Origin of the sequence: Candidatus Pelagibacter sp. HIMB123 (genome assembly GCF_052048195.1) — a bacterium.
GTDB lineage: Bacteria > Pseudomonadota > Alphaproteobacteria > Pelagibacterales > Pelagibacteraceae > Pelagibacter.
Window position 1 is genome coordinate 41,992 of record NZ_JBNAIL010000004.1, and the last position, 25,853, is coordinate 67,844.

The following is a 25,853-nucleotide window of genomic DNA, read 5'->3' on the forward strand; positions in this document are numbered from 1 at the left end:
TAAAAAAATATGAAAAAATTAACTGTAATTTCTGATCCTTTTCCAAGAACATTAGATTTAATTTTCACAAAAAAAAAACTTAGAGAATTAAAAAACAAATACACACTTCTTGTAGCTCCTAATAAAAACAAAAGAAAGTTTTTAGAAAAAAATATTCATAAAGCATCATTTATTATGGGACAGCCGGATTTAGATGAAAAACTTTTGTCAAAAGCTGTAAAATTAAAAGCAATTGTAAATGTAGAAAGTAATTTTATGAATAATGTTGATTATAAGTATTGCTTTAAAAAAGGAATTCATGTTATTGCAACTTCTCCTGTTTTTTCTAAACCAGTAGCTGAAATAGCGCTTGGAATGACATTGTCTTTGTTACGAAATATTCACGAAGCGCATTTAGATTTTTTGAAAGCAAAAGAGAAGTATGGACTTGAAAGCAATCTTAAAGCTTCAATGTTATCAGGAAAGAAAATTGGTCTTTTAGGATTTGGTGATTTAGCAAAATCTCTTTATCCAATGTTATTACCATTTACAAAAGATATCTCGGTTTATGATCCATGGCTCCCAAGAAATATCATAAAAAAACATGGATTTAAGCCAGTTAATTTGAAAGATATGTTTTCAAAATGTGAAATAATTTATGTTCTGGCAGCGGTTACAACTGAAAATAAGAATTTAATTGATAAAAAATTATTAAATAAAATGAAACCAAACAGTTTATTTATTCTAATGAGCAGAGCTGCAGTTGTTAATTTTAAAGATTTGATTAATAGAGTAAAAAAAGGAGATATTTATGTTGCCACTGATGTATTTCCTGAAGAGCCTGTAAGAAAAAATGATCCAATAAGAAAAGTAAAAAATATTTTATTTTCAGCTCATCGAGCAGGCGCTCTTACCGATGCGTTTTATAACATGGGCGAAATAGTTTTAAAGGATATGGATCTAATTTCAAAAAATTTGAAACCAAAATATTGCAAGAGAGCTGAGTTAAAAACTGTTAGCTTGTTAGCATCAAAACCTGTTGCAATTAATTGAAATTTTATTAGGTTTATGATTTATGTCTACAACTAACAATTTACTTCTTGAGGCCAAAGGAATCACAAAATATTTTGGAACAATTACTGCATTAGAAAATGTAAATTTAAAAGTTCATGCAGGAGAATGCCTGGGTGTTGTTGGTGATAATGGTGCTGGAAAATCAACACTTATGAAAGTTTTGTCTGGTCTATACAAACCTAGTGCAGGATCATTACATTTTGAAGGAAAAGAAAAAGTTTTAGAAAGTCCAAGAGATTCTCAAAACTTAGGTTTAGAGATGGTTTATCAAGATCTTGCTCTCGCTGGAAACTTACCTATTGGAGAAAATATTTTTTTAGGTAGAGAACCAACTAAGAATGTTGGTTTGATGAAATTATTAGATTTTAATAAAATAAAAGAACTTACAAATGCCCATTTAGAAAAATTAAAGATTAATGTTAAAAGTGCTGATCAGAAAGTTGAAGAATTATCTGGAGGTCAAAGACAAGCAGTTGCTATTGCAAGATCAACCGCATTTAATGCTAAAGTAGTAATTATGGATGAGCCAACAGCAGCTCTTGCAATAAAAGAAGTTGGCAAAGTTTTAGATTTAATAAATAGTTTAAAAAAAACTGGTGTAGGAGTAATTGTTATAAGTCACAGGATGGACGATATCTTTACAGTTTGTGATCGTGTGATGGCTTTATTTCAAGGAACTAATTTTGCGGAAGCTAATCTTTCAAATACTTCAAGAGATGAAGTTATTGGTTGGATAATGGGTAAAAAATAATTATGGAAGAAAAAGATAATAATTTAAAAAGTTTGCATTTAAAACTAATTCCATATTTTGAAAAATATGGAATATTACTTTTATTAGTGATCATGATTTTGGTAATGCATATTTTGCAACCAGATGTTTTCTTGTCTTGGAGAAATGTAACCAATGTATTTAAACAAATTTCTTGGCAATCTATGTTAGCACTTGGTGTATTTATGGTTATTGTAACAGCTGGTATTGATCTTTCTGTTGGATCAATAATGATGCTCTCATTAATGATTTTAGCTGTTGTTGCAAAAGCAGGGGCCCCCTGGTTTATTGTAATTCTTACTCCTCTTATTACAGGCTTTTTATGTGGCTTATTTAATGGTTATGGAATCACCTTATTGAGGATGCCGCATCCATTTATCATGACTTTAGGGACACTCTATATATTTAGAGGTACTGGAAATTTGATTTCAGGAGGAACACCAATCAGTGGATTTCCTGATGAAGTTCGTTACCTAGGACATGGGAGAATTGATTTACAATGGTTGGGTCTAGAAAAATCTCAGTATCTTCCAGTAAGTTTAGTTTTGATTGTTGTAGTGTTTGCAATCTTTTGGGTTTTTCTTAACCATAGTAAAACTGGAAAGTGGATATATGCGATAGGAGGAAATCCTAATGCTGCTAGAGCAGCAGGTATAAACGTTAACAAAATTTTAGTTATTGTATATTCATTATGTGGTTTTTTAGCAGGTATTGGTGCTTTGATTTTAGCTGGAAGAACTGACTCTGGATATCCAAATGCTGGGCTTCAGTCTGAACTAGATGCGATAGCTGCTTGTATTATTGGTGGAGCAAGTTTTTTTGGGGGGAGAGGAACTGTTCTAGGAGTTTTTGCTGGCGTTATGATCATGGGTATTCTTCGAAATGGTTTAAACTTAATGGATGTTAGTTCTTTTTGGCAACAAGTATTAATTGGTTCAATAATAGTTTTAGCAGTTTACATTGATGTTTTAAGAAGAGACTTAGGCACAAGAAAATAGTTTTCACGCAAAAGTTGTTTTTCTTATTTTAGAGGAGTACTTATTAACAGTTGAATTCCAATAGTTTTTTATATTAAATTTCAATTTTAAAAATAAATAATAGGAAATAAAATGAGAAACTTAACAAAAATAATAAGTATTATTATTACTTCTGTTTTTCTTTTAGCAAGTTTTTCAACAGGAGCATTTGCTGGAAAGAAAATATTATTCAGCATTAAAGGACCTGGATCAGGTAATCCTTTTTGGGCATCTGTAGAAAAAGGAGCTAAGGAAGAAGCAGCAAAACTAGGTGTTGATCTTGTTTTGGTTGCACCACCACAAGAAGGTGATGTTCAAGCTCAGATTAACCAAGTAGAGGATCAACTTGCAAAAGGTGTTGATGCTATTGCATTAGCTCCAGGAGATCCAAATGCTTTTGCACCAATCGTTGATGAGGCAATCAAAAGTGGAGTGCCTGTAGTATTTGTTGATACTAATGGAATTAACGAGGGTGTTACTTTTATCGGAACAAATAATATGAATGGTGCTGAATTAGCAGCTAATTTTATTTGTGATAAAACACCAAAAGGTTCAGATGTTGCAATTTTAACTGGTATTGAGTCTCAATCTACAGCCTTACTTAGAAGAGACGGTGCAATTAAAGGTTTTAAAAATTGTGGTCTTAATATTGTTGCTACTCAAACTGCTGAGTGGGATACTGCAAAAGGAAGATCTGTAACAGAGTCAATCATCTTAAAAAATCCAAACATCAAAGCAATATTTGCGTCAAACGATAATATGGGCTTAGGCGCTATGCAAGCACTTAAAGATGCTGATATGAACGACGTTATCGTTGTAGGATTTGATGCTACTCCAGACGCAGCTACGAGTATCTTAAAAGGAGAAATGACAGCTACTATTGCTCAGTTCTCTTATAATATGGGTGCTTATGGAGTTAAATATGCTCTAGAGCTAGCTAATGGTGGAAGTATTGATCCAAACATTGATACAGGAACGCAATTAGTAACAAAAGAAAACGCTAACGATTTTAAATAATCGATAGACATATAATTTAAAAAAAAGGGTGGAATTTAATTCCACCCTTTTTTTTTATGTAATATAATAATTTATGCTTATTAAAATTGATCCAGTTTTAAGCCCTGATTTGCTTTTTCATTTAAGATCTATGGGTCATGGAGAAAAATTAATATTGGCTGATGCTAATTTTCCTGCAAATACAACAAATGAAAATGTAATTAGATTAGATGGAGTGGGGATTAAAGAAGCAGCCTCTGCTATACTTTCAGTTTTTCCACTTGATTGTTTTATTAATTCAAAAGGAGGGTCTCCAGCTTTAAGGATGGAAGTAGATGACAAACCTGAGGAGTTAACTGAAACTCATAAAGAATTTATTGATATTGTAAAAAAAGTCTCTGGTGAAAATTGGAATGTAGGATCTATTTCAAGACAAGAATTTTATGAAGAGGCCAAGAAGGCTTATTGTATTGTTACCACAACAGATGCAAGACCATTTGGTTGTTTTATACTTACCAAAGGAGTCATTTTACCTGACGGAAACGTTTGGACTTAAAAAATGAAAACCATATCAGTATTTGGTGTATTTGTAGCAGACCTTTGTTTTATTGCTAATGCGATCCCTGAAAAAGGTCAAACAATTCTAGGTTCACAGCACATTGTTGGACCAGGGGGAAAAGGATCAAATCAAGCAATAGCTGCCGCTAAATTAAACGGGAAAGTAAATTTTATAACCAAAATAGGTAATGACAAAAATGGTGAGATGGCTTTAAATTTATATAAATCATTGGGCATGGATGTTGCATCCATCATTCAAGATAAAAATCACTCAACTGGAGTTGCAGGAATAATGGTCAATGAAAAAACAGGAGATAACGCAATAAATATTATACCAGGTGCTGCTGGAACACTAACCAATGATGATATCGAAAAAAATTTAAATTTTATTGCAAATACAGATATATTTTTAACACAACTGGAAACACCATATGATGTTACGAAATATGCGTTAACTAAAGCTAAAGAAAATAAATTGACCACAATATTAAATCCAGCACCTGCATGCCAAATTAATGATGATGATTTTAAATTAATTGATTTTTTTACACCTAATGAAACTGAGGCTGAATTTTATTTAAATAAAAAAATTGAAACTGAAAAAGATATAAAAATTGCCTCAGAAGAATTTTTAAAAAAAGGTATTAAAAACGTAGTTATAACTTTAGGTGAAAAGGGATGTTATTTTGCAAATAATAAAGAAAACTTTTTCATGAATGCATTTAAGTTTAAAGAACCAGTACTAGATACTACTGGTGCAGGAGATGCTTTCAACGGTGCTTTAGCCGTTGGTTTATCAAAAGATTTAGATATTAAAGAAGTGCTAACTTTTGCGAATAAGGTTGCAGCAATTTCAACTACAAAACAAGGTGCAGCAGCCTCAATGCCATCAATGGAAGATTTAAAGAATTATTAATATAATTTCTAAAATGAAAACCGAATATTTTGATCTTAAAAATAAACGAGCTTTAGTTTCAGGTGGAGCTTCAGGAATAGGTTCATCAATTGTAGAGCATCTTTGTGAGCAAGGAGTTGAAGTTTATTTTTTTGATATAAACAAAAATGAAGCAAAAAAAACTATAAACAAAATTAAGAAGAAAAAATTTAAAACCCCTCTATTTGTAGAATGTAACATTAAAAATATTAAAAAATATAAATCATCAATTTTAAATATTATAAAAAAACAGGGTCCTATTGATATTTTAGTTAATAACGCTTCTAACGACCAAAGACATAGCTTAGAGAAAATTACAGAAAAATATTGGGATGATAGAATGGCAATTAATTTAAAGCATTATTTGTTTGCAATTCAGGCAGTTAAAAAAAGTATGATAAAAAACAAGGGAGGATCAATAATTAATTTAGGTTCAGTTAGTTGGGTTAGAGGTGCAGTGATGTTTCCAGCTTATAGTACTGCAAAGGCTGGTATTCACGGTTTAACAAGATCTTTGGCAGGGGATTTAGGGAAATATAATATAAGAATCAATTCAATTGCTCCTGGTTCTATTGCTACTGCAAGACAATCAAAGTTATGGCTTAATCCAAAATTTAAAAAAGAAATATTAAAAAACCAGGCTTTAAAAAAACAACTCTTGCCTGAAGATGTTTCAAAAATGGTTCTTTACTTAGCATCAGATGTTTCATCTGGATGTACTAAACAAAATTTTACAGTAGATGCTGGTCTAATTTAAAACTTAGCTTAACTTCTTTTTATTTTCAGCCATTGATAATGCAATTTTAAATGAGTTTAAAATTGGAGCTAAGTTAGCTTCATTCTTACCAGCAATTGCAAACGCAGATCCATGTGCAGTTGTTGTTACAGGAACTGTTAACCCGCCTTGAACTGTAACTCCTCTATCAAAACCAAATGCTTTAAGTCCAGACTGAAGTGCATCATGATACATTCCAACCATACAATCATGATTTTTATTTTTATATGCAACTACAAAAGAAGTATCACATGGCAGAGGACCATCCGTATTAAATCCAAGTTTTTTTGCTTCTTCTATTGCTGGAATAATTTCATCTTTTTCTTCAGTGCCGAATTCTGCATGCGGGTTAAGTGCTTGAACTGCTATTCTTGGATTTTTTACACCGTTCAATTCCATAACTTCATTTATTAATTTTATTGGTTTTAAGATATTTTCTTTTGTGATGTGTTGTGCAACTTCTTTAATTGGAATGTGAGAGGTTACTCTTGCAGTCCAAAAATTATCTATAACATTAAACTCACAACAAAAACTTTTTACATCTAATTTTTCTGCCATTAATTGCAATTCATCTGAATGAGTGTTTCCTCCAAGTTTTAAACTTGTTTTATTCATTGGAGCAAAATTAATTGCATCAATTTTTTTTTCTTTAGCAAGAGTTAATGCTAAATCTAAAGCTTCCAAAACACTTTCACCTGATTCTTTTGAAGGTTCAGCTATTTTATATTTATGGTTTTTTCCTTTAGAAATATCTAATAGAAATCTATTCGATTTATTAAAATCAATATGATCAAAACTTTCTACGACTTCAAGTTGGTGAGAGTTGCCAGTTACATTATTTCCACTCTCAAGTATTTGCTTTTCACCAATAACAACTATATTTGCTTCATTAGTTATCTTTTCACTTAATAATTTTGAAATGAGCTCAGGTCCTATTCCTGCTGGATCACCAAGTAGAAGAGCGATGTTAGCTTTTATTTGAGTCATTTTTTTCTTTACGTATTGTATCAGAGTATGATTATATATTTATATATAACTTATATATATAAAAACTAAATAAACTAAAGAGGGAAATAATGAAAAAAAGCTTTAAACTATTTTTAGCAGCTGCTTTTTTAGTAACGGAATTTTTTGTTGTAGCTCTTCCATTAATGATCACTTCAGCAAAAGCTGATGGACACCCAATACAAGCAATTACACACGCTGGTTTTGGTGGTGGAACTGACGTTACTACTAGAATGATGTTATTAAGAGCAAGAAGAGTTCTTAAACAAGATATGCAGTTAGTAAACAAAAAAGGTGGTGGTGGAGCAGCATCTATGGACTACATGATGTCTTTACCTGCAGATGGTAACCACACTTTAACTTGGACAACAGGTCATGCTGTATCTATGGCTTTAGGTAAAACTAAAGTTAAGTTAAGTGATATGCAACCACTTGCTAGAGGAACTGATGATCCTCAATTATTTGTTGTAAATTGCAAAAACGATATCAAAGATGCTAAAAAATTTATTAGCACACAAAAATCAAAATCACTAAAATATGGAACTACTCACACTGGTGGTATTGATGATGTTAGTGCAATTGCATTTACAAAAAAAGGTGGATTAAAAGACCCAACTATCGTTGCTTATAAAGGTGTTGCGCCAATTAAAACTAACCTTATCAAAGGAGATATTGATGTGGGTGTTTTAAACTTAGGTGAAGCATTAACTGAAATTAATGAAGGTAAACTTTGTGTATCAGTTGTACTAGCAAACGAAAGAATGGCTAAAATTGGAGATTCTCCAACAGCTAAAGAATTAGGAATACCTGTTTCTTTATCTACTGTTAGAGGATTTGTAACTAAAAAAGGTGCTCCAGCAGACAGAGTAAAACAATTAGAAGCTGGAATGCTTAAAGCAATGAGTCACAACTATTACAAAAATTTCTTAACAGAAATTGGTCTTGATGACACTAGTGTAGTTGGTGCTGACGAGTGGGGTAAGCAAATGGAAGAAATGCTTGCTGAAATGACTGCTCAGCTTAAAGCTTTAGGTTACATTAACTAATCTAATTAAAAGTACATTTGCATATGAGTAATGTACGAAAACAAAAAAGGGCAAACAAAAGTTTGCCCTTTTTTTTTAAAGATGAATTTAAAGTTTCATTTGTAATTATTTTTGTATCAGCGATTTTACTTATAACTACTTTTACATTCGACATAGTACCTCCAATTTTAAATAGAGGAATTCAGCCAGCAACATTTCCTAAAGCATTGCTAATTTTAATAATAACAATGACATTAATTATTTATTACTTAGCAACTAAAAATCCTTGGAAAGTTGAGAAAAAATTACCAAAATCATTCTTTCTAACTTTATTAAGTTTTGTAATTTTTATTGTAGTTTCCAAAACACTTGATTTCTTTTTAGCAATCTCAGCTTTATCTATATTTGTTTCTTATTGTTGGGGAGAAAAAAGATTATTTTATTTATTATTAGTTGGGATTATTTTTCCAATTATTGTTTTTATATTTTTTGAAACGATTTTGGGTTTAAGATTTCCTCCAGGAATAATTACCAACATTTACTATAGCTAAATGGATAATTTATTATTAATGCTGGCACCACTTTTCAGTTCTAAACTGTTATTAGTTTTATTTTTTGGAACATTATTTGGTTTGATATTAGGTGTGTTGCCTGGGTTAGGACCAACAACAGGTGGAGCATTGATCTTACCTTTTACAATGACACTAGATCCATTATCTGCAATTGTTTTATTAACATCTATTTATTGTGCTGGAACATATGGTGGCGCAATAACAGCTGTACTTATAAATACTCCTGGAACCCCAGCAGCTGCAGCAACTTGTTTAGATGGCTATCCATTAGCACAAAAAGGTGAAGCTGGGAGAGCTTTGGGTATGGCAACAGTATCAAGTACTGTGGGAGGTATTTTCAGTGTTATTATATTAGTTTTCTTTGCACCTATATTAGCACAACTCGCTTATGAGTTTGGTCAGCCAGAATATTTTGCATTAGCAATATTTGGTTTAACAATGCTTGCATCAATTGGTGAAGGTAGTCCAATTAAAAATTTAATTGCAGGTGCATTTGGAATATTGATTTCTACAGTTGGTAAAGATTTTATGACTTCAATTGATCGTTTTACTTTTGGGATCAATGAATTAACTGAGGGAATAGGGTTTATACCAGTAGTAGTTGGACTTTTTGCAATGAGTGAAATGTTAACTCAATCAACTTTAATCAATCAAGTATTTAACAGAATAGCTTTAAAAGCAATTAAGCTTCCAAGCAAAGATGATTACAAGAAAACTTGGAAAACAATATTACGATCAAGTGGAATTGGTTCTTTTATAGGAGTATTGCCAGCTGAAGGAGGAACAGTTGCCTCTTTGATTGGATATTCTGAGGCTAAAAGATTTTCAAAAAAACCAGAAGAATTTGGGAAAGGTTCAATTGAGGGGATTGCTGGAGCAGAAGCGGCAAATAATGCAGCAACAGGAGGTGCGATGGTTCCAACCTTAGCTCTTGGTATTCCTGGTAGTGCAACAACAGCAGTTATTCTAACTGGATTAATTATCCATGGTGTTAGACCTGGACCAGATTTATTTAGAGAGCAACCAGATTTCTTATATGGAATTTTTGGCTCTATGTTGATCGCGAATATTCTTTTCTTCATATTTGGTTTTTTTGGTGCAAAAATTTTTGCAAGAATAACTTTGGTTCCTAATAAAATTTTGTGGCCAATGATTTTTGCAGTTTCAGTTTGTGGAACATATTCACTTAATCAATCAATAATTGATGTTTGGATAATGTTATTTTTTGGTGTGCTTGGTTTTTTTATGAGAAGATATGGTTTTTCAGTTGTACCAGTTATTATTGGATTAATTTTAGGGGAATTAGTTGAGGGAACGTTAAGACAATCCTTGGTTATTTTTGAGGGTAATTGGTTGATGTTTTTTACAAGACCAATTGCTTTAACATTCTTTATTTTGTCTTTAATTGCTTTGGCTTTTCCTTTAATAAGATCAAGAAAAATTAAAAAGAAAAAATGATTAAGTTTGACTTAAATAATAGAGTGGCAGTTGTTACTGGCGGAGCTCAAGGATTTGGTTTAGCAATAACCGAAAGATTTATCGAAGCAGGTGCAAAAGTTGTAATTTGGGATATTGACGAAAGTGCAGCTAAAGAGGCTATAGATAAAGTGAAATCAGAAAATCTAAGTCATCAAATAGTAGACGTAACAAATTTTGAAATAGTAAATAAAAATCTAGAAGAAATAGAGAAAAAACACGGAAAAATAGATATTTTTGTTAATAACGCAGGTATTGCAGGGATGAATAATACTGTAGCTGAATATCCTCTAGATGAATGGAAAAAAGTAATGAACTTAAATTTAAATTCTGTTTTCTATTGTTGTAAAGCAGTTGTTCCATTTATGCTAAAAAATGACTATGGAAGAATAGTTAATATTGCATCAATTGCTGGAAAAGAAGGTAATCCAAATGCAAGTGCATACAGTACATCTAAAGCAGGAGTTATTGGTTTAACCAAATCTTTAGGTAAAGAGCTTGCGCAAAAAAATATAGCTGTAAATTGTGTAACACCAGCAGCAGCTAAAACAAGAATTTTTGATCAAATGACAGAGGAACATATTAATTACATGTTATCAAAAATTCCTAGAAACAAATTTGCAAAGGTTGAAGAATTAGCATCATTAGTAACTTGGTTAGCTAGTGAAGAAAATTCTTTTTCAACTGCAGCAGTTTTTGATTTAAGTGGTGGAAGAGCTACATATTAGTTATGCAAGTAGGTATTGATGTAGGAGCGACTAAAATTGAGAGTGTTGTACTTGAAGATAATGGAAATGAAAAACATAGATCAAGAATATCTTGTCCAAAAGAGTATACTCAAATTATAACTGCGATAAGAGATATTCATAGACAATTAGAACAGGAATTTAAAAGAGAACTTCCAATTGGAGTTTGTCATCCGGGAGTTCATTCACCTCAAACAGGATTAGTAAAAAATGCCCCAAATATTACTTGGTTAGAAAAAAAACCTTTTCAAAATGATTTACGTAAAGCACTTGGTAAAGAAGTGTTCTGTGAAAATGATGCTAATTGTTTTGCTTTATCAGAAGCTATAGATGGATCAGGCAAACACTACAAAATTGTTTATGGTATTATCTTAGGATCTGGAGTTGGTGGTGGTTTAGTTATTGATAAAAAAATAGTAAGTGGACCAAATGGAGTTGCTGGGGAATGGGGTCACAATCAAATTCCTTACTTTGCGGCAAAAAAAGAAAATTTTGACTCGAGCAATGTCAGAGAAGCAGAGATTGAGAGTTTTTTATCTGGCTTAGGATTAGCTAAAAGATTTAATAAACTTTACGGAAAAAGCTTAAAAACAAACGAAATTTTCGAATTAAATAGAAAACATGATTTAGATGCTGAAAGATTTATAGATGACTTCAAGGTAAATCTAGCAATGTCTCTTTCAAGTATAATTAATATTTTGGATCCTGATGCTTTTGTTTTTGGAGGAGGAGTTTCAAACGAAATAGATTTTTTACATGAAATAGACTCACTAGTTAGAAAATTTGTTGTCGGTAGAGAATACGAAGGTGTTTTTTTAAAACCTAGGTACGGTGATGCTAGTGGCGTTAGAGGTGCAGCAAGATTAGGAAGAAGCGCGACATATTAATGTTTCAACTTTGAGTTGAAATTTAAATATCCAAAATATTTCGAAGTTGAGAAAAAATTAATAAAATTTTTAAAAAAACAATTACAATTAAAAGTTGTAATATTTTTTTTAGTTATCAATTATCCCTTAATCTACTTATAGTTTCGTTTATAAAAATCGTTAATTAACAGATAGGAAGATAAGATGAAAAAAATAATAATCGCTTTAATTACATTAGCGTTCACATCTACTTCATCAATTGCAGGACCTAAGATTGAGGTATTGCACTGGTGGACGTCTGGTGGTGAAGCTGCTGCACTTAAAGTTTTAAAAGATGATTTCGCTGCAAACGGCGGTGAATGGATGGACATGCCTGTAACAGGTGGTGGTGGAGACGCTGCTAACGTTGCACTTAAAGCAAGAATTGTTGCTGGAGATCCTCCATCAGCATCACAAATTAAAGGACCTACAATTCAAGAGTATGACCAAGAAGGTGTTGTAGCTCCATATAATATAGATGAAGTTGCTAAATCAGAAGGTTGGGACAATTTATTAGATCCAATGATTGCCGCTATTCACAAGTGTGAAAATAACAGCGGACCTTATTGTGCTGCTCCAGTAAACATTCACAGAATTGACTGGATGTGGGCAAACAAAGCTGTATTTGATGCAAACGGTATTTCAGTTCCAACTACTTGGGATGAGTTAAATGCTGCTGCAGAAAAATTACAAGCTGCTGGTATCATTCCATTTGCGCATGGTGGACAAGCTTGGCAAGATGCTACAGTATTTGAAGCAGTTGCTATGGGTCTTGGTGGAAATAACTATTACAAAAACTGTTACGTAGATCTTAAAGAAAGTTGTCTAAGAAGCGAAACAACAGTTAAAGTATTTGACCAAATGAGAAAGCTTAAAGGCTTTACTGACGAAGGTAGCCCAGGAAGAGACTGGAACGTTGCTACTGGTATGGTTATTGAAGGAAAAGCTGGTTTCCAAATTATGGGTGACTGGGCAAAAGGTGAATTTACAGCTGCTGGAAAAGTTCCAGGTGTAGATTACTACTGTGCTGCTACTCCTTCAAACAATGGATACTTATATAACGTTGATAGTTTTATCTTTTACAAATCTAGCGATCCAGATAAACAAGCTGGTCAAAAGTTACTAGCTAAGCTTATGATGGGTAAAAACTTCCAAAAAGTTTTCAACCTATACAAAGGTTCTATTCCAGCTCGTTTAGATGTACCAATGGATGAATTTGACAAATGTGCAAAAACATCTAATGCAGATATCAAAACTGCTGGTGCAAGCGGTGGATTAGTCCCAAGCTTTGCTCACGGTATGGCTCAAGGTAATACTATGAAAGCTGCCCTACAAGATATCATCACAGAGCACTTCAACTCTGATATGTCATCTGTAGATGCTGCTAACGCTTTAGCTGACTCAGTTTTAGCTAATATGTAGTACATAAAAATTAAAAGGCCACTTTTGATTAAGTGGCCTTTTTTTTAAATCTAAAAATAAAAAATATTTATAATGTTCAAGTGGTTAGAAAAAAATTTACCTAAAATTGTAATGGCTCCTGCTGTTGGGTTAATAGGTTGGTTTGTATATGGTTTTGTACTTTGGACTTTATATATATCTTTTACTAATTCTAAAATCTTACCTAAATATGAATTGTGGGGATTTGGTCAATATGAAAAGTTATGGGCATCTCGAAAATGGCTTATATCAGTAGATAATTTGCTTGTTTTCACGGCTTTATTTTTAATTTTTTGTATTGTGATTGGTATAATTCTAGCAATCTTTCTAGATCAAAAAATAAGAGCAGAAGGGGTTTTAAGAACAATCTATTTATACCCAATGGCTTTATCATTTATCGTAACAGGTACTGCCTGGAAATGGATTTTAAACCCAACTCTTGGTATTCAAAAAATGTTTGTAGATTGGGGTTTTGAGAACTTTACATTTGATTGGCTGGTTAACAGGGAAATGGCAATTTACACTATAGTCATTGCGGGTGTTTGGCAATCGGCAGGATTTGTCATGGCTTTATTTTTAGCAGGATTAAGATCCGTTGAGGATGAAATCGTTAAAGCAGCAAAAATTGATGGTGCTGGTTTGTTTACAGTTTATTGGAGAATATTACTGCCAATGATGAGACCAGTATTTTTTACAAGCTTTGTAATTTTAGTTCATATCTCAATTAAAAGTTATGATTTGATTGTTGCCTTGACTCAAGGTGGTCCAGGTATCTCTACTACGATGCCAGCTTTATTTATGACACAAACCGCATTTCACAAAAGTCAAGTTGGGTTATCTGCAGCAAGTGCGATGATGATGTTTATGGCAGTAGCTGCAGTCATTATTCCATATCTATATTCAGAATTAAGGAGAGAAAATGCAAGATAATACACAATCATCTTCTTACCAGCAGCTTGAACAAAAATCAAAATACACAAATATGTTTTTAAGATGGTTTTTGTATTTTGTATTAATTCTGTTTGCTTCTTATTTTATTTTTCCTTTATATGTAATGATTGTTACCTCATTAAAAACTATGGAAGAAATACGTCAAGGAACACTTTTATCTTGGCCGAGTGGATTAAATTTTGAATCTTGGGCAGTTGCTTGGGGAGGAAGAGGATACGGAGCAGGAGATACTTTTTTAAGACCTTATTTTTGGAATTCCATTAAGATGGTTGTACCTGCTGTATTTTTTTCTACCTTTATCGGAGCAATGACTGGATATGTTTTAACTAAATGGAGATTTAAAGGTGATAGTTGGGTTTTCTTATTTTTATTATTTGGATGTTTTATACCTTTTCAAGCAATATTACTTCCAATGGCAAGAACTTTGGGTGTATTAGGTATTTCAAATTCAATAATTGGATTAGTTTTAGTTCATACCGTTTACGGTATTCCATTTACCACTTTATTTTTTAGAAATTACTATGTGTCAGTTCCAACAGAATTAGTAAAAGCTGCAAGAATTGACGGAGCAGGTTTCTTTAAAATATTTTTCAAAATTTTACTTCCAATATCAGCGCCAATAATTGTGGTAACAGTTATTTGGCAGTTTACTCAAATTTGGAATGACTTTTTATTTGGATCAACTTTTTCATTTGGTGAAGCAGCACCAATTCAAGTTGCTTTAAATAACATGGTTTTATCTAGTACAAGTGTTAAAGAATACAATGTTGATATGGCGTCAGCAATCATAGCAGGAGTGCCAACACTAATTGTGTATGTTTTAGCAGGTAAATATTTTATTAGAGGATTAACTTCAGGAGCAGTGAAAGGATAACAATGAAAACATTAAAAATTGAAGATCTATCAAAAAATTTTGGGTCTACAGAAGTATTAAGAAAAATTAATTTAGAGATAGATGAGGGAAATTTTTTAGTTTTATTAGGTCCTTCAGGATGTGGAAAATCTACATTATTAAACATTATTGCAGGTTTAGAGACAATCAACGAAGGTAACGTTTTTATTGATGATTATAATGTCAGTAAAGTAGAGCCAAAAGACAGAAATATTGCGATGGTTTTCCAATCATACGCTTTATACCCTTCGATGAATGTAAGAGAGAATATGATTTTTGGTCTGAAACAAGCAAAGACTTCAAAAGAAAAAATTGAACAACAGTTAGAGAAGGTATCTAAATTTTTACAAGTTGATCAATTGTTAGAAAGAAAACCATCTCAATTGTCTGGAGGACAAAGACAAAGAGTTGCTATTGGAAGAGCATTAGTAAGAGAACCTAGAATATTCTTATTTGATGAACCTCTGTCTAACTTAGATGCAAAATTAAGAGTTGAGATGAGAAGAGAAATTAAAAAACTTCATCAACAATTAAAAACAACAGTTGTATACGTAACTCATGATCAAACTGAAGCGATGAGTTTAGGCACAAGAATTGCAATTATGAATCATGGCGTTATTCAACAAAATGATACACCTGAAAATATTTACAACAAACCAAGCAACACATTTGTAGCTGACTTTATTGGATCACCATCTATGAATTTAATTAAAGGAATTTTAAAAGAAAGCTCGGGTGAAATATCTTTTTCAGTAAGTGGTTCTAACGTTGAAATTCCAATTAAAGATTATGAATTTATAGATAAATCTAATTTAAATAATAAAGAAGTTTTCTTTGGTATAAGACCAGAACATATTTACTTTAAAAAATCTAATGAAAGTGATTTTGAAATTAATTTAAGAGCGGATTTAAGTGAGTATATCGGCCACGAACAGATAATGACTTTTGATTATGCTAATCAAGAAATTTTAGCTAAATTTCCTTCAACAATAAAAATTGAATTAGCAAAAGAAACAAAATTATATTTTGATTTAACTCAAACATCATTATTTGATGCTCAAACTGAGGAGAGAATATAAGATGAAGGTTAAATATTCTGATTTAAAAAATAAAAGAGTGTTTATTACTGGTGGTGGTTCAGGCATTGGAGCTTCAATAGTCGAACATTTTTGTGAACAAGGCAGCGAAGTTTATTTTGTAGATATTGATCTAAAAGAAACAAAAAAACTTTTAAATAAAATTAAAAAAAATAAATTTAGAACTCCAACATTCATTGAATGTAATTTGCTAGACATCAATAAATTAGAAAAAACAATTAAAAATATTATTGCAAAAAAAGGTCCAATACATGCTTTAATTAATAATGCAGCCAATGATGATAGACACACAACAGATCAGGTGGATGAAAAATATTGGGAAAATAGAATGGCAATCAACTTAAAACATTATTTTTTTGCAGCTAAAGCTGTCGTTAAATCTATGAAAAAAATGAAAGCTGGTTCGATTGTTAATTTAAGTTCAGTTTCTTGGATGCTAGGTGAAGGTGATAAAGTTGTTTATGAAACCGCAAAATCTGCAGTAGTAGGTTTAACTAGATCTTTTGCGCAAGAGTATGGGAAATATAATATCAGAACAAATTCAGTAGTCCCTGGATCAATAGCTACTGAAAGACAAATAAAACATTGGTTAACACCAAAGTACAAAAAGCTAATTTTAGACAGTCAGGCTTTAAAAAGACAACTAAAACCTAATGATGTTGCTCAAATGGTAATGTTTTTAGCATCAGATCAATCATCTGGATGTACAAAACAAAGCTTTATTGTTGATGGTGGTATAACTTGATCTAGGTGAAAGTTAAAAGTTCCACAATTCAAAATAAATTTCTACGAGTTCAAACTCTTAATTACGGCGCCAGTCTTTTTGAAGTTTATCACAAGAAAAAGAAAATAAATTTAATTTTAAACTTAGGATCAAAACAAAACTATCGATATAAACATCCAAGTGTTGGATCTACTTGTGGAAGATATGCGGGTAGAATTTCCAATGCAAAATTTAAGATAGGTAATAAAAAATATAATTTAAATGCAAATGAGGGAGAAAATATACTGCATGGTGGTAAAGTTGGTTTCTCAATTCTCCCATGGAAAAAATTAAATCAAACAAAAGATAAAGTAGTATATCAACTTCATTCAGCAAATGACGATCAAGGCTTTCCGGGAGATCTTGTTGTCAATTGTACTTATCAATTAATAAATAAATATCTATTTATAAAATATGAATATAAATCCAATAAAAGCACTCATGTTAATTTAACTAATCATAGTTATTGGAATTTAGAAAAAAATAAAAAAAATATGATTTATAGTCATGAGTTAAAATTGAACTCATCTAAATATCTTCAAATAAATAAAAATTTAATTCCAACTGGTAGATTTAAAAATGTAAATAAATCTATTTACGATTTTTCGAATTTTGAAAACATTAGAAAAAAATTAGATTATTTTAAAAATAAAAAGCTTAATATTAAATTTAAAGGTTTTGATAACACTTTTGTTGTAAAGAAAAATATTAGAAATTATGTTGGAACTTTAAAAAATAATAATACTAATATTCAAGTTGATTTTTTTTCAAATTTACCCAGTGTTCAACTTTATTCAGCGCAAAATCTAAATTACAAAAAAAAATTATTTCCCTATCAAGGTATTTGTTTAGAAACACAATATTTTCCTGATGCCCCTAATAAAAAAAATTTTCCTAGTACTTTAATTAAACCTAATAAAAGGTATACATGCTTTACAAAAATTAAAATTAATTAATTTATGAGTAAAAAAATTAATATCTCTATAGTTGGAACAGGACTAATGGGTTTACAACATATTAAAGCCATTAATAAATCAAAGAAAGCAAATCTTCATTCAATAGTAGATATTAGTAATAACGCTAAAAATTTATCAAAAAAATATAAAATCCCATTATATTCTAATGTATCAGAGCTTTTAAATTCAAAAAAACTAGATGCTGTAATAGTTGCTACTCCCAATCAATTGCATGAAAAACATACAGTAAGTTTTTTAAAAAATAAAATACCTGTTCTGTTAGAAAAACCTATTTCAGATAACATTCAATCTGCAAAAAAAATTATAAGTAGTGCTAATAAGAATAAAACACCATTATTGATTGGATATCATCGTAGGCACAATTCTATAGTCTCTAAAGTAAAAGACATTATTAACAAAGGTAAATTGGGCAACATCGTTTCCGCAAATGTTTTGTGTTGGTTGTACAAACACAAAGCTTATTACAATGAAAAATGGAGAGTTAGGAGAGGTGGGGGGCCTTTAGGAATTAATTTAGTGCATGACATTGATATGATTTGTTATTTATTGGGTTCAATAAAATATGTGCAAGCATTTACAACAAATAAAACTAGAAAATTCCAAGTGGAGGATACAGCTACAATTAGCTTGATTTTTAATTCAGGAGCACTTTGTACGCTAAATTTGTCAGATACAATTGTTGCACCGTGGAGTTATGAATTAACTGCTGGAGAAAATCCTGCATACCCAATTACCAACCAATCTGCTTACATGATTGGAGGTACCAAAGGTTCTTTACAGTTTCCCAATCTTAAATATTGGTTTTATAAAAAAGAAAGAAGTTGGTGGAATAAAATTTTTGTTAATGAAGATAAAAACAAAAAAGATGACAATACATTAGTAAATCAAATTGATCATTTTGCTGATGTTGTCGCAAAAAAAGCTAAACCAAAAGTAAATGGAAATGATGGTTTAATCTCTCTTAAAATTTTTGCCGCTATAACTAAAAGTGCAAAAACTGGAAAAAAAATTAAAATTTAAAGATTAGCTAAAATCGAATTAGAAGATTTAATAGTATCAGCATCACCCCCTAAATCTTTAGTTCTGTTACTTTTATCACTTAAAGATTTTTCAATTGCTTCAACTATTGAATTAGACGCTTCTTTTTCCCCTAAATAATCTAGCATCATTGCTCCAGACCAAATTTGTCCTACAGGATTAGCAATTCCTTTTCCTGCAATATCAGGGGCAGAACCGTGAACTGGTTCAAACAAAGATGGAAATTTATTTTCTGGATTAATATTTCCAGAGGGAGCAATTCCAATTGTTCCTGTGCAAGCAGGCCCTAAGTCTGAAAGAATATCTCCAAATAAATTCGATGCTACTACAACATCAAACCATTCAGGATTGAGCACAAATCTAGCAACTAAAATATCAATATGAAATTGATCTGTTTCAATTTCAGGATAGTTTTTTTTCATTTCATTAAATCGTTCATCCCAAAAAGGCATAGTAATTGAAATTCCGTTTGATTTTGTTGCATTTGTTAATTTTTTTCGTTTTCGTTTTTTAGCTAATTCAAAAGCAAATTTCTGAACTCTGTCTATTCCATGTGCCGACATGATAGTTTCTTGAATTGCAATTTCTCTATCGGTATTTTTATACATTCTTCCGCCTACAGTAGAATATTCTCCCTCTGTATTCTCTCTAACAATCAACATATCGATATCACCAGGTTTTTTGTTGGCTAGAGGAGGATTAATACCAGGGAAAAGTTTTACAGGTCTAAGATTTATGTATTGATCAAATTCTCTTCTAAACTGAAGTAAGGATCCCCATAAAGAAATATGATCTGGTACTCTATCTGGCATACCGACTGCTCCAAAAAATATAGCATCATGTTTTTCTAATTTTTCTTTCCAATCATCAGGAAGCATTTTTCCATGTTTCTCATAATAATCACAGGAAGCAAAATCATATTCTGTAAAATTTATTTTAAATTGATGTTTTAAAGCAACATCTTTTAAAACTTTTAAGCCTTCAGGTAACACCTCTTTACCAATCCCGTCACCAGCTATTGAAGCAATGTTATATTCTTTCATTAGTTGATTTTTATACTGCAAAATATCAATAAATCACATTGTTAAATTAATATTAAATTTTAAACCTTCATTGTTTTGACATATTTTTTTTGCTAACTTTGCCTATGAAAAAAATAATCCTAATTGCTTTATTTAGTTTATTATTTTTCACAAATTCAAATGCTGCATGTGACGATCCTTTAACAGAAGGTGTTGATTATTCTAATTGTAGATTTTCGGATTCACAAGATTTACAAGGCAGTTATCTTCCAAATTCAAATCTTTCTTTTGCAAGTTTCATTCAAGTAAATTTTGATAAAAGTATAATGATGACTTCAAATCTATCGTTTGGAACTTTTCCAGAGTCTACCTTTGTAAGAGCCAACCTTTATGAATCTGTTTCTATAGGGGCAAATTTTGAAAAAACTAATTTCACTGGCGCTAATTTAACTCGAGTTGATTTTATGGGAGCAACCTTAATCGAAGCAAATTTTCAAAACTCTAATTTAATGGAAGCTAACTTCACCTCTTCTAACATCACCAATGCTAATTTCGATGGAGCTAATTTGACTGGAGCAACGTGGACTAATGGTCAAACTTGTGGTCCGGAATCTATTGGTACTTGTAAACAATAATTAATGAATACTTCAGTAAATACTGATGATGTTATCTTTAATTTTTTTAAACAAATTTGTGATGAAAAAGATGATCAAAAATGTGTTGAGCTTGGAAACGAGTGGATAAAGGCAATGGAAACTAATTTATCTGAAATGGAGAAAAACCTAAATGGGGCTGATTATATTAAGCATAAAGATGACATTCAAAGTAATAGAAACCATCTTGATAGTTTAAAAAACAAAACTTCATCTGAATGGAGACAATACGCTACACAATGTATGATCGAAATAATGAATCATAAAGGCCAGAAATAATGAGTAATCAGGAAAGAGTTTTTTTAATCATTTGTGCTTCGTTGATCATCTTCACTTTGCACTATTTAATTGAAAAACATTTTTTTTAAAAAGACTATCAATAATTATAAAAATACATTAAATACTTAACAAGGGGTGTCTTAACAGACTGAGATTATACCCTAAGAACCTGTCCGGTAATTCAGAAAGGGATAAAATGGATAAAACATATTTTTTAAGTCAATCAACATCATTAATATTAGTTATCGCAATTAGTTTATTATTTGCCTTTTTTGGAATTTTTCATTCTAAAAAATATGAGGGTATAAATAATTATTTAACTGCAAATAGAAACATCGGTTTATTTTCACTCACGACAAGTCTTGTAGCATCAGCTTTAGGTGCTTGGATTTTATTTGGTCCAGTAGCGGCTGCAACATGGGGTGGAGTAGGTGCTGTTATCGGTTATGCATTAGGCACAGCTTTTCCAATGATTTTCTTAATTTATTTTGGAAAAAAAATTAGAAATGAGTTTCCAAAAGGATCTTCTTTAGTTGAGTTTATGAGAAAGAAATTTGGCAAAAGTTTATTTAAGTTAATTTTGTTAATGACGATCTTTTACATGTTCGTTTTTCTTTGTGCGGAAGTAACGGCAGTTGCTCTATTAATTAATTATATATCCGGAACAGAATTGTGGATTACAGCATTAATAGTCTTGGTAGCTACATTAAGCTACACCCTTTATGGTGGATTAAGAGCGTCAATATTTACTGATAATATTCAAATGATTGTAATAGGTGTTTTATTATTTATTTTGATTTCAATTATTAGTTCATCTTCAGGAGATAATTTTTCTTTTTCTTTAATTAATGAGAAAAATCCTCAACTATTAAGTTCAAATTATATTCCAGGATATACTGCTGGATTAACTTTCTTTATTGCAGTTGCAGCAACAAATTTATTTCATCAAGGAAATTGGCAAAGAGTGTATGCAGCAAAAGATTATCAAACATTAAAAACTGGTTTGATAATTTCTTTCTTTATTATTGTTCCAATAGTTTTTTTAATGGGTTTTATTGGAATGGTTTCATTTTCAATGGATCCATCTGTTAGACCTGATTTGGGTTTTTTTAGTTTATTATTAAAAAACCAAACTGAAATTTTATCCTTATTGATTATTATTCTTGGTCTTGCATTAACAATTTCTACTGTTGATACTTTGGTTAATGCTATTTCTAGTTTGTTTGTAGTTGATGGCAAAGCAACTTTTAATTTAGATAAAAAAACTGATTACTTAAAAATATCTAAATATTTCATTTTAATCTTATCCGTAATTGCATTTGGTGTTGCTTCAAAAGGATTTGATATTTTATATTTATTCTTACTTGCAGATTTATTTTGTTGTGCGTTTGTAGTGACTGTTTTTTATAGCTTCTATAATAAAGTGGATGAAAAAACCGCTTATGTTTCAATTATAATTGGTTTAGTTGCTGGATTTTTAATGTTTCCATTTCCAGATTTTTCTAAAAGTTTATTAGTGGGAGTATTTTTGTCTAAAGACCTGTTTTCACCATTTATAGCTCAATCTTTATTATTTTTATCTTTTTTGATTGCAACTTTCTTGCCTGCAATAATTTTAAAAATTAAATTTAGATAGAGGATTTTAAAGCATCATAAATAAGTTCTTTAGTGGTCTCACCAATGCTTCTGTAAACTTCTTTATTATCTTTAAAAATTAAAAGTGTTGTTTGATATTGAACGTTAAAAAATTGAGCAATTTCTTTATTTGTTACATCAAAAGCAAAGTACTCCATATTATCAAAATCATTTTTTGCTTTTTCAAGAACTTTCATTTGGCTAGCACAAGATGTACAATATTTAATCCAAGAACTAACTACCACAACTTTTCCCTCTGATAGAGCTTTATCAAACAACTCTTTACTATAAGTGGTTTCTTTTCCAATTGCCTTGGTGCTAAATGCTAATACAAAACAGATAAATACTAAAAATTTTTTCATTAAACCAAAATTAAGCTAAATTTTAATTTATTGTAATACTATAAATTGTCTCTATATATGCCTAACCACATGTCAAACGAGCAAATAAGCATAAATAACTTGTCAAAAGTGTACGATAATGGTTTTGAGGCATTAAAAAAAATAAACCTAAATATTAAGAAGGGTGAAATTTTTGCAATGCTTGGACCAAATGGTGCAGGAAAAACTACACTTATAAGTATTATCTGTGGGATAGTAAGACCATCTTCTGGGAAAGTTACAGTAGATGAATTTGATATTATTGATGATTATAGAGAAACAAGATCTAGAATTGGATTAGTTCCTCAAGAGTTAACTTTAGAGCAATTTGAAACTGTATTTAATAACGTTTCATATTCTAGAGGTTTGTACGGAAAAAAACCTGACCCTAAACATATTGAGAAAGTTTTAAAAGATCTAAGTCTATGGGATAAAAAAGATTTAAGGCTTAGACAATTATCTGGGGGAATGAAAAGAAGAGTTTTGATTGCAAAAGCATTATCTCATGAACCAACCATTTTATTTTTAGATGAACCAACTGCTGGTGTTGATGTTGAGTTAAGGCAGGATATGTGGAAAGTTGTTGAGAGTTTAAGAAAAACTGGTGTTACAATAATTTTAACAACACACTACATAGAGGAAGCCGAAGCTATTGCAGATAGAGTAGGGGTAATCAATCAAGGAGAAATTATAGTGGTTGATGAAACAAAAGAATTATTAAAGAAAATGGGCCACAAGAAACTCACTGTGGACTTACAAGAAGAAGTTAAAGAATTACCAAGCAGTTTAGAAAAATATAATCTTGAAATTGGCAAAGATAAAATGTCAATTGATTACACTTATAATGTTCAAGCAAAACAAACAGGGATTACAAATTTACTTCAAGATTTAAAAGATGCAGGTTTAAAATTAAAAGATTTAAAAACAGAACAAAGCACATTAGAAAAAATATTTGTCAGTTTAGTAAAGGAAAATAATGAAATTTAATTATTATGCTTTTAAAGCAATTTATCTACATGAGATGGATAGATTTAAACGAACATTGATGCAATCGTTGTTATCGCCAGTTTTATCTACCTCTTTATATTTTATTGTTTTTGGATCAGTAATTGGAGGCTATGTGGAAAATATTGATGGGATTAGTTATGGATCATACATTGTTCCAGGTTTATTGATGCTTACTCTTTTAACTCAATCAATCAGTAACACATCCTTTGGTATATTTTTTCCTAAATTTAATGGAACTATTTATGAAATCTTGGCAGCTCCAATATCAACTTTAGAAATTGTTCTTGCTTTTGTTGGTGCTGGTGCAACAAAAACTTTAATTGTAGGTTTTGTAATTTTTATAACAGCAACATTTTTTGTAGAGGTAGATGTAAAATATCCTTTATTAATGATATTTTTATTAGTTTTAGTTGCTTTTACTTTTGCCTTGTTTGGTTTTTTAATCGGATTGATGAGTTCTAACTTTGAGCAAATGTCAATTATACCAACCCTAGTTATTACTCCGATGGTATTTTTAGGTGGAAGTTTATATTCTTTAGATATGCTGCCAGAATTTTGGCAGATGGTTACATATTTTAATCCAGTAGTTTATTTAATAAATGGATTGAGATTTTCATTTTATGGAGTATCAGATTTTAATATTTGGGTTAGTATTGTTTCTATGGTTGCTTTTTTATTAGGATGCATCACGATTGTTACTATCTTACTTAAAAAAGGGTACAATATTAAATCTTAGCTACTAGCTATTTTCTTTTTAGGATCATAAAAAGGTTTTTCTACAATTGTAGCAGAATATTTTCCTTCATGAGTTTGAACATATAATTGATTCCCTAATTCAGAATAATTTATTTCTATCATTGCAAGTGCAATATTCTTTTTTAATCTAGGTGAATATACAGCTGAAGTTACTTTACCAATTATTTTACCATCTTTTTCAATTGGCCAAAAAGTTGTGTTAGGTCCTGATAAAGGATCACAATCAATGATAAGGCCAACCTGTTTTCTTTTTATTCCATTTTGCTTAATCTTTTTTAGAGCTTCTTTACCTATAAAGTCTATATCAGTTTCTAAATTTACTAATCTATCAAATCCTAATTCGTATGGATTTGTATGAATATCTGCGTCTGCATGATATGAAAGCATACCGCCTTCAATCCTTCTAATTGATGATGTATGACCTGGTTGAATTCCATGTTCTTTACCAGCAGCCATAATTTTTTCATATAATTCATTTCCTTTTGAACCATCTCTTAAATATATTTCGTAACCAAGTTCACTTGACCAACCTGTTCTTGAAACAATTAATGGAATTCCATCAAGTTTATATTCTCTTAGCCAATAATATTTAAGATCTCTGATATCTTCACCAAATAGTTTGACCATTATTTCTTGTGAGGTAGGACCTTGTAACTGCAGAGGGGATACATCTGGTTCAGATATTTTAACATCTAAACCTGAATTAATCGCAACACCTTGTGCCCATAACAAAACATCACTATCTGCCAAGGATAACCAAAAATGATTTTCTGCTAATCTTAGTAAAACTGGATCGTTTAATATGCCTCCATCGTTATTTACGATTAATACATATTTACACTGTCCTATTGATAATTTTGAAAGGTCTCTAGGAGTTAATAATTGAATAAATTTGTAGGCATCAGGACCAGTTATTTCAACCTGTCTCTCAACCGCCACATCACATAAAATTGATTTTTTAATAAGGTTCCAAAAGTTTTGCTCAGGACTTCCAAAGTCTCTTGGAATATACATATGATTATATACAGAAAAACCTGTAGCTCCCCATTTTACAGTAGAGTCAAAATATGGAGACTTTCTTATTTGTGTTCCAAAACCAAAGTTTTTATTAGACATTTGTGACCCTTAACAG

The 25,853-nt window shown here is 30.9% G+C and carries 28 protein-coding genes; 24 read left to right on the forward strand and 4 right to left on the reverse strand.

Translation table 11 applies throughout. The annotated features are described in order from the left end of the window. Nucleotides 1–9 precede the first annotated feature (9 nt). From ACTTBL_RS00855 to ACTTBL_RS00885, 7 genes are all read left to right on the forward strand, one after another. Nucleotides 10–1,032, forward strand: a complete 1,023-nt coding sequence (locus ACTTBL_RS00855; protein WP_440643200.1) for an NAD(P)-dependent oxidoreductase — start codon at nucleotides 10–12, stop codon at nucleotides 1,030–1,032. Nucleotides 1,033–1,054: 22 nt separating this feature from the next. Then, on the forward strand, nucleotides 1,055–1,804 hold the full coding sequence (locus ACTTBL_RS00860) for an ATP-binding cassette domain-containing protein (RefSeq protein ID WP_440643201.1): 750 nt from the start codon (nucleotides 1,055–1,057) through the stop codon (nucleotides 1,802–1,804). A gap of 2 nt (nucleotides 1,805–1,806) precedes the next feature. Next, a complete protein-coding gene (locus ACTTBL_RS00865; protein WP_440643202.1) occupies nucleotides 1,807–2,820 on the forward strand; it encodes an ABC transporter permease in 1,014 nt (337 codons plus the stop codon). Between the two features lie 111 nt (nucleotides 2,821–2,931). After that, complete coding sequence (locus ACTTBL_RS00870) at nucleotides 2,932–3,855, forward strand: sugar ABC transporter substrate-binding protein (RefSeq protein ID WP_440643203.1); 924 nt, start codon at nucleotides 2,932–2,934, stop codon at nucleotides 3,853–3,855. Nucleotides 3,856–3,928: 73 nt separating this feature from the next. Continuing rightward, on the forward strand, nucleotides 3,929–4,390 hold the full coding sequence (locus ACTTBL_RS00875; protein WP_440643204.1) for an RbsD/FucU family protein: 462 nt from the start codon (nucleotides 3,929–3,931) through the stop codon (nucleotides 4,388–4,390). Nucleotides 4,391–4,393: 3 nt separating this feature from the next. Beyond that, the gene (rbsK, locus tag ACTTBL_RS00880) at nucleotides 4,394–5,308 is read left to right on the forward strand and encodes a ribokinase (protein WP_440643205.1); all 915 of its coding nucleotides are present in this window, start codon (nucleotides 4,394–4,396) and stop codon (nucleotides 5,306–5,308) included. A gap of 13 nt (nucleotides 5,309–5,321) precedes the next feature. Beyond that, complete coding sequence (locus ACTTBL_RS00885) at nucleotides 5,322–6,083, forward strand: SDR family NAD(P)-dependent oxidoreductase (RefSeq protein ID WP_440643206.1); 762 nt, start codon at nucleotides 5,322–5,324, stop codon at nucleotides 6,081–6,083. Between the two features lie 3 nt (nucleotides 6,084–6,086). Here ACTTBL_RS00885 and ACTTBL_RS00890 read toward each other — a convergent pair whose 3' ends face one another. Then, on the reverse strand, nucleotides 6,087–7,088 hold the full coding sequence (locus tag ACTTBL_RS00890; RefSeq protein WP_440643207.1) for a 4-hydroxythreonine-4-phosphate dehydrogenase PdxA: 1,002 nt from the start codon (nucleotides 7,086–7,088) through the stop codon (nucleotides 6,087–6,089). Nucleotides 7,089–7,177: 89 nt separating this feature from the next. On the opposite strand from ACTTBL_RS00890, the gene ACTTBL_RS00895 reads away from it, so the two are divergent. The 12 genes from ACTTBL_RS00895 to ACTTBL_RS00950 all read left to right on the forward strand — a co-directional run bounded on the left by ACTTBL_RS00895 (nucleotide 7,178) and on the right by ACTTBL_RS00950 (nucleotide 18,970). Next, the gene (locus ACTTBL_RS00895; RefSeq protein WP_145597385.1) at nucleotides 7,178–8,152 is read left to right on the forward strand and encodes a Bug family tripartite tricarboxylate transporter substrate binding protein; all 975 of its coding nucleotides are present in this window, start codon (nucleotides 7,178–7,180) and stop codon (nucleotides 8,150–8,152) included. 23 nt (nucleotides 8,153–8,175) lie between these two features. Continuing rightward, nucleotides 8,176–8,682, forward strand: coding sequence for a tripartite tricarboxylate transporter TctB family protein (locus ACTTBL_RS00900; RefSeq protein ID WP_440643208.1), 507 nt, complete (start codon nucleotides 8,176–8,178; stop codon nucleotides 8,680–8,682). Then, complete coding sequence (locus ACTTBL_RS00905) at nucleotides 8,683–10,161, forward strand: tripartite tricarboxylate transporter permease (protein ID WP_145597388.1); 1,479 nt, start codon at nucleotides 8,683–8,685, stop codon at nucleotides 10,159–10,161. Next, nucleotides 10,158–10,907, forward strand: coding sequence for an SDR family NAD(P)-dependent oxidoreductase (locus ACTTBL_RS00910; RefSeq protein ID WP_440643209.1), 750 nt, complete (start codon nucleotides 10,158–10,160; stop codon nucleotides 10,905–10,907). Before ACTTBL_RS00905 ends, ACTTBL_RS00910 begins: the two co-directional genes overlap by 4 nt. A gap of 2 nt (nucleotides 10,908–10,909) precedes the next feature. Further along, on the forward strand, nucleotides 10,910–11,812 hold the full coding sequence (locus ACTTBL_RS00915) for an ROK family protein (RefSeq protein ID WP_440643210.1): 903 nt from the start codon (nucleotides 10,910–10,912) through the stop codon (nucleotides 11,810–11,812). Between the two features lie 183 nt (nucleotides 11,813–11,995). Next, nucleotides 11,996–13,252, forward strand: coding sequence for an ABC transporter substrate-binding protein (locus ACTTBL_RS00920; RefSeq protein WP_440643211.1), 1,257 nt, complete (start codon nucleotides 11,996–11,998; stop codon nucleotides 13,250–13,252). 72 nt (nucleotides 13,253–13,324) lie between these two features. Next, nucleotides 13,325–14,200, forward strand: a complete 876-nt coding sequence (locus ACTTBL_RS00925; RefSeq protein ID WP_440643212.1) for a carbohydrate ABC transporter permease — start codon at nucleotides 13,325–13,327, stop codon at nucleotides 14,198–14,200. Continuing rightward, nucleotides 14,190–15,095, forward strand: a complete 906-nt coding sequence (locus ACTTBL_RS00930) for a carbohydrate ABC transporter permease (protein ID WP_023854021.1) — start codon at nucleotides 14,190–14,192, stop codon at nucleotides 15,093–15,095. Before ACTTBL_RS00925 ends, ACTTBL_RS00930 begins: the two co-directional genes overlap by 11 nt. 2 nt (nucleotides 15,096–15,097) lie before the next feature. Beyond that, nucleotides 15,098–16,192, forward strand: coding sequence for an ABC transporter ATP-binding protein (locus ACTTBL_RS00935; protein WP_023854020.1), 1,095 nt, complete (start codon nucleotides 15,098–15,100; stop codon nucleotides 16,190–16,192). Nucleotide 16,193: 1 nt separating this feature from the next. Continuing rightward, nucleotides 16,194–16,955: an SDR family NAD(P)-dependent oxidoreductase gene (locus ACTTBL_RS00940; protein ID WP_023854019.1), complete on the forward strand. Its 762-nt coding sequence runs from the start codon at nucleotides 16,194–16,196 to the stop codon at nucleotides 16,953–16,955. 5 nt (nucleotides 16,956–16,960) lie between these two features. Beyond that, nucleotides 16,961–17,929: an aldose epimerase family protein gene (locus tag ACTTBL_RS00945; protein WP_075504692.1), complete on the forward strand. Its 969-nt coding sequence runs from the start codon at nucleotides 16,961–16,963 to the stop codon at nucleotides 17,927–17,929. 3 nt (nucleotides 17,930–17,932) lie between these two features. Then, nucleotides 17,933–18,970, forward strand: a complete 1,038-nt coding sequence (locus tag ACTTBL_RS00950; protein ID WP_440643213.1) for a Gfo/Idh/MocA family protein — start codon at nucleotides 17,933–17,935, stop codon at nucleotides 18,968–18,970. Here the strand turns inward: ACTTBL_RS00950 and ACTTBL_RS00955 are convergent. After that, complete coding sequence (locus tag ACTTBL_RS00955) at nucleotides 18,967–20,031, reverse strand: tartrate dehydrogenase (protein ID WP_440643214.1); 1,065 nt, start codon at nucleotides 20,029–20,031, stop codon at nucleotides 18,967–18,969. The two genes, ACTTBL_RS00950 and ACTTBL_RS00955, sit on opposite strands and share 4 nt — an antisense overlap. Nucleotides 20,032–20,135: 104 nt before the next feature. On the opposite strand from ACTTBL_RS00955, the gene ACTTBL_RS00960 reads away from it, so the two are divergent. From ACTTBL_RS00960 to ACTTBL_RS00970, 3 genes are all read left to right on the forward strand, one after another. Further along, entirely contained in the window at nucleotides 20,136–20,645 is a 510-nt protein-coding gene (locus ACTTBL_RS00960) for a pentapeptide repeat-containing protein (RefSeq protein ID WP_075504343.1), read from the forward strand. A gap of 3 nt (nucleotides 20,646–20,648) precedes the next feature. Further along, entirely contained in the window at nucleotides 20,649–20,942 is a 294-nt protein-coding gene (locus tag ACTTBL_RS00965) for a hypothetical protein (RefSeq protein ID WP_440643215.1), read from the forward strand. Between the two features lie 196 nt (nucleotides 20,943–21,138). Further along, nucleotides 21,139–22,578 carry a sodium:solute symporter family transporter gene (locus ACTTBL_RS00970; RefSeq protein ID WP_440643216.1) on the forward strand — a complete coding sequence of 480 codons (1,440 nt, stop codon included), beginning with the start codon at nucleotides 21,139–21,141 and terminating at the stop codon, nucleotides 22,576–22,578. On the opposite strand, the gene ACTTBL_RS00975 is transcribed toward ACTTBL_RS00970, so the two are convergent. Continuing rightward, nucleotides 22,571–22,939, reverse strand: coding sequence for a thioredoxin family protein (locus ACTTBL_RS00975; RefSeq protein WP_440643217.1), 369 nt, complete (start codon nucleotides 22,937–22,939; stop codon nucleotides 22,571–22,573). The genes ACTTBL_RS00970 and ACTTBL_RS00975 overlap by 8 nt on opposite strands. Before the next feature lie 69 nt (nucleotides 22,940–23,008). Between ACTTBL_RS00975 and ACTTBL_RS00980 the strand changes: the two genes are divergently transcribed. Then, nucleotides 23,009–23,944, forward strand: coding sequence for an ABC transporter ATP-binding protein (locus ACTTBL_RS00980; protein ID WP_023854011.1), 936 nt, complete (start codon nucleotides 23,009–23,011; stop codon nucleotides 23,942–23,944). Continuing rightward, a complete protein-coding gene (locus ACTTBL_RS00985; RefSeq protein ID WP_023854010.1) occupies nucleotides 23,934–24,701 on the forward strand; it encodes an ABC transporter permease in 768 nt (255 codons plus the stop codon). Before ACTTBL_RS00980 ends, ACTTBL_RS00985 begins: the two co-directional genes overlap by 11 nt. On the opposite strand, the gene ACTTBL_RS00990 is transcribed toward ACTTBL_RS00985, so the two are convergent. Continuing rightward, nucleotides 24,698–25,837, reverse strand: coding sequence for a glycine cleavage T C-terminal barrel domain-containing protein (locus tag ACTTBL_RS00990; protein WP_440643218.1), 1,140 nt, complete (start codon nucleotides 25,835–25,837; stop codon nucleotides 24,698–24,700). The genes ACTTBL_RS00985 and ACTTBL_RS00990 overlap by 4 nt on opposite strands. Between the last annotated feature and the right edge of the window lie 16 nt (nucleotides 25,838–25,853).

Excerpts from the sequence above, each read along its gene's own strand:
- ACTTBL_RS00855 (WP_440643200.1), top strand. The coding sequence starts at position 10 with ATGAAAAAATTAACTGTAATTTCTGATCCTTTTCCAAGAACATTAGAT.
- ACTTBL_RS00860 (WP_440643201.1), top strand. The coding sequence starts at position 1,055 with ATGTCTACAACTAACAATTTACTTCTTGAGGCCAAAGGAATCACAAAA.
- ACTTBL_RS00865 (WP_440643202.1), top strand. The coding sequence starts at position 1,807 with ATGGAAGAAAAAGATAATAATTTAAAAAGTTTGCATTTAAAACTAATT.
- ACTTBL_RS00870 (WP_440643203.1), top strand. The coding sequence starts at position 2,932 with ATGAGAAACTTAACAAAAATAATAAGTATTATTATTACTTCTGTTTTT.
- ACTTBL_RS00875 (WP_440643204.1), top strand. The coding sequence starts at position 3,929 with ATGCTTATTAAAATTGATCCAGTTTTAAGCCCTGATTTGCTTTTTCAT.
- rbsK (WP_440643205.1), top strand. The coding sequence starts at position 4,394 with ATGAAAACCATATCAGTATTTGGTGTATTTGTAGCAGACCTTTGTTTT.
- ACTTBL_RS00885 (WP_440643206.1), top strand. The coding sequence starts at position 5,322 with ATGAAAACCGAATATTTTGATCTTAAAAATAAACGAGCTTTAGTTTCA.
- ACTTBL_RS00890 (WP_440643207.1), bottom strand. The coding sequence starts at position 7,088 with ATGACTCAAATAAAAGCTAACATCGCTCTTCTACTTGGTGATCCAGCA.
- ACTTBL_RS00895 (WP_145597385.1), top strand. The coding sequence starts at position 7,178 with ATGAAAAAAAGCTTTAAACTATTTTTAGCAGCTGCTTTTTTAGTAACG.
- ACTTBL_RS00900 (WP_440643208.1), top strand. The coding sequence starts at position 8,176 with ATGAGTAATGTACGAAAACAAAAAAGGGCAAACAAAAGTTTGCCCTTT.
- ACTTBL_RS00905 (WP_145597388.1), top strand. The coding sequence starts at position 8,683 with ATGGATAATTTATTATTAATGCTGGCACCACTTTTCAGTTCTAAACTG.
- ACTTBL_RS00910 (WP_440643209.1), top strand. The coding sequence starts at position 10,158 with ATGATTAAGTTTGACTTAAATAATAGAGTGGCAGTTGTTACTGGCGGA.
- ACTTBL_RS00915 (WP_440643210.1), top strand. The coding sequence starts at position 10,910 with ATGCAAGTAGGTATTGATGTAGGAGCGACTAAAATTGAGAGTGTTGTA.
- ACTTBL_RS00920 (WP_440643211.1), top strand. The coding sequence starts at position 11,996 with ATGAAAAAAATAATAATCGCTTTAATTACATTAGCGTTCACATCTACT.
- ACTTBL_RS00925 (WP_440643212.1), top strand. The coding sequence starts at position 13,325 with ATGTTCAAGTGGTTAGAAAAAAATTTACCTAAAATTGTAATGGCTCCT.
- ACTTBL_RS00930 (WP_023854021.1), top strand. The coding sequence starts at position 14,190 with ATGCAAGATAATACACAATCATCTTCTTACCAGCAGCTTGAACAAAAA.
- ACTTBL_RS00935 (WP_023854020.1), top strand. The coding sequence starts at position 15,098 with ATGAAAACATTAAAAATTGAAGATCTATCAAAAAATTTTGGGTCTACA.
- ACTTBL_RS00940 (WP_023854019.1), top strand. The coding sequence starts at position 16,194 with ATGAAGGTTAAATATTCTGATTTAAAAAATAAAAGAGTGTTTATTACT.
- ACTTBL_RS00950 (WP_440643213.1), top strand. The coding sequence starts at position 17,933 with ATGAGTAAAAAAATTAATATCTCTATAGTTGGAACAGGACTAATGGGT.
- ACTTBL_RS00955 (WP_440643214.1), bottom strand. The coding sequence starts at position 20,031 with ATGAAAGAATATAACATTGCTTCAATAGCTGGTGACGGGATTGGTAAA.
- ACTTBL_RS00960 (WP_075504343.1), top strand. The coding sequence starts at position 20,136 with ATGAAAAAAATAATCCTAATTGCTTTATTTAGTTTATTATTTTTCACA.
- ACTTBL_RS00965 (WP_440643215.1), top strand. The coding sequence starts at position 20,649 with ATGAATACTTCAGTAAATACTGATGATGTTATCTTTAATTTTTTTAAA.
- ACTTBL_RS00970 (WP_440643216.1), top strand. The coding sequence starts at position 21,139 with ATGGATAAAACATATTTTTTAAGTCAATCAACATCATTAATATTAGTT.
- ACTTBL_RS00975 (WP_440643217.1), bottom strand. The coding sequence starts at position 22,939 with ATGAAAAAATTTTTAGTATTTATCTGTTTTGTATTAGCATTTAGCACC.
- ACTTBL_RS00980 (WP_023854011.1), top strand. The coding sequence starts at position 23,009 with ATGTCAAACGAGCAAATAAGCATAAATAACTTGTCAAAAGTGTACGAT.
- ACTTBL_RS00985 (WP_023854010.1), top strand. The coding sequence starts at position 23,934 with ATGAAATTTAATTATTATGCTTTTAAAGCAATTTATCTACATGAGATG.
- ACTTBL_RS00990 (WP_440643218.1), bottom strand. The coding sequence starts at position 25,837 with ATGTCTAATAAAAACTTTGGTTTTGGAACACAAATAAGAAAGTCTCCA.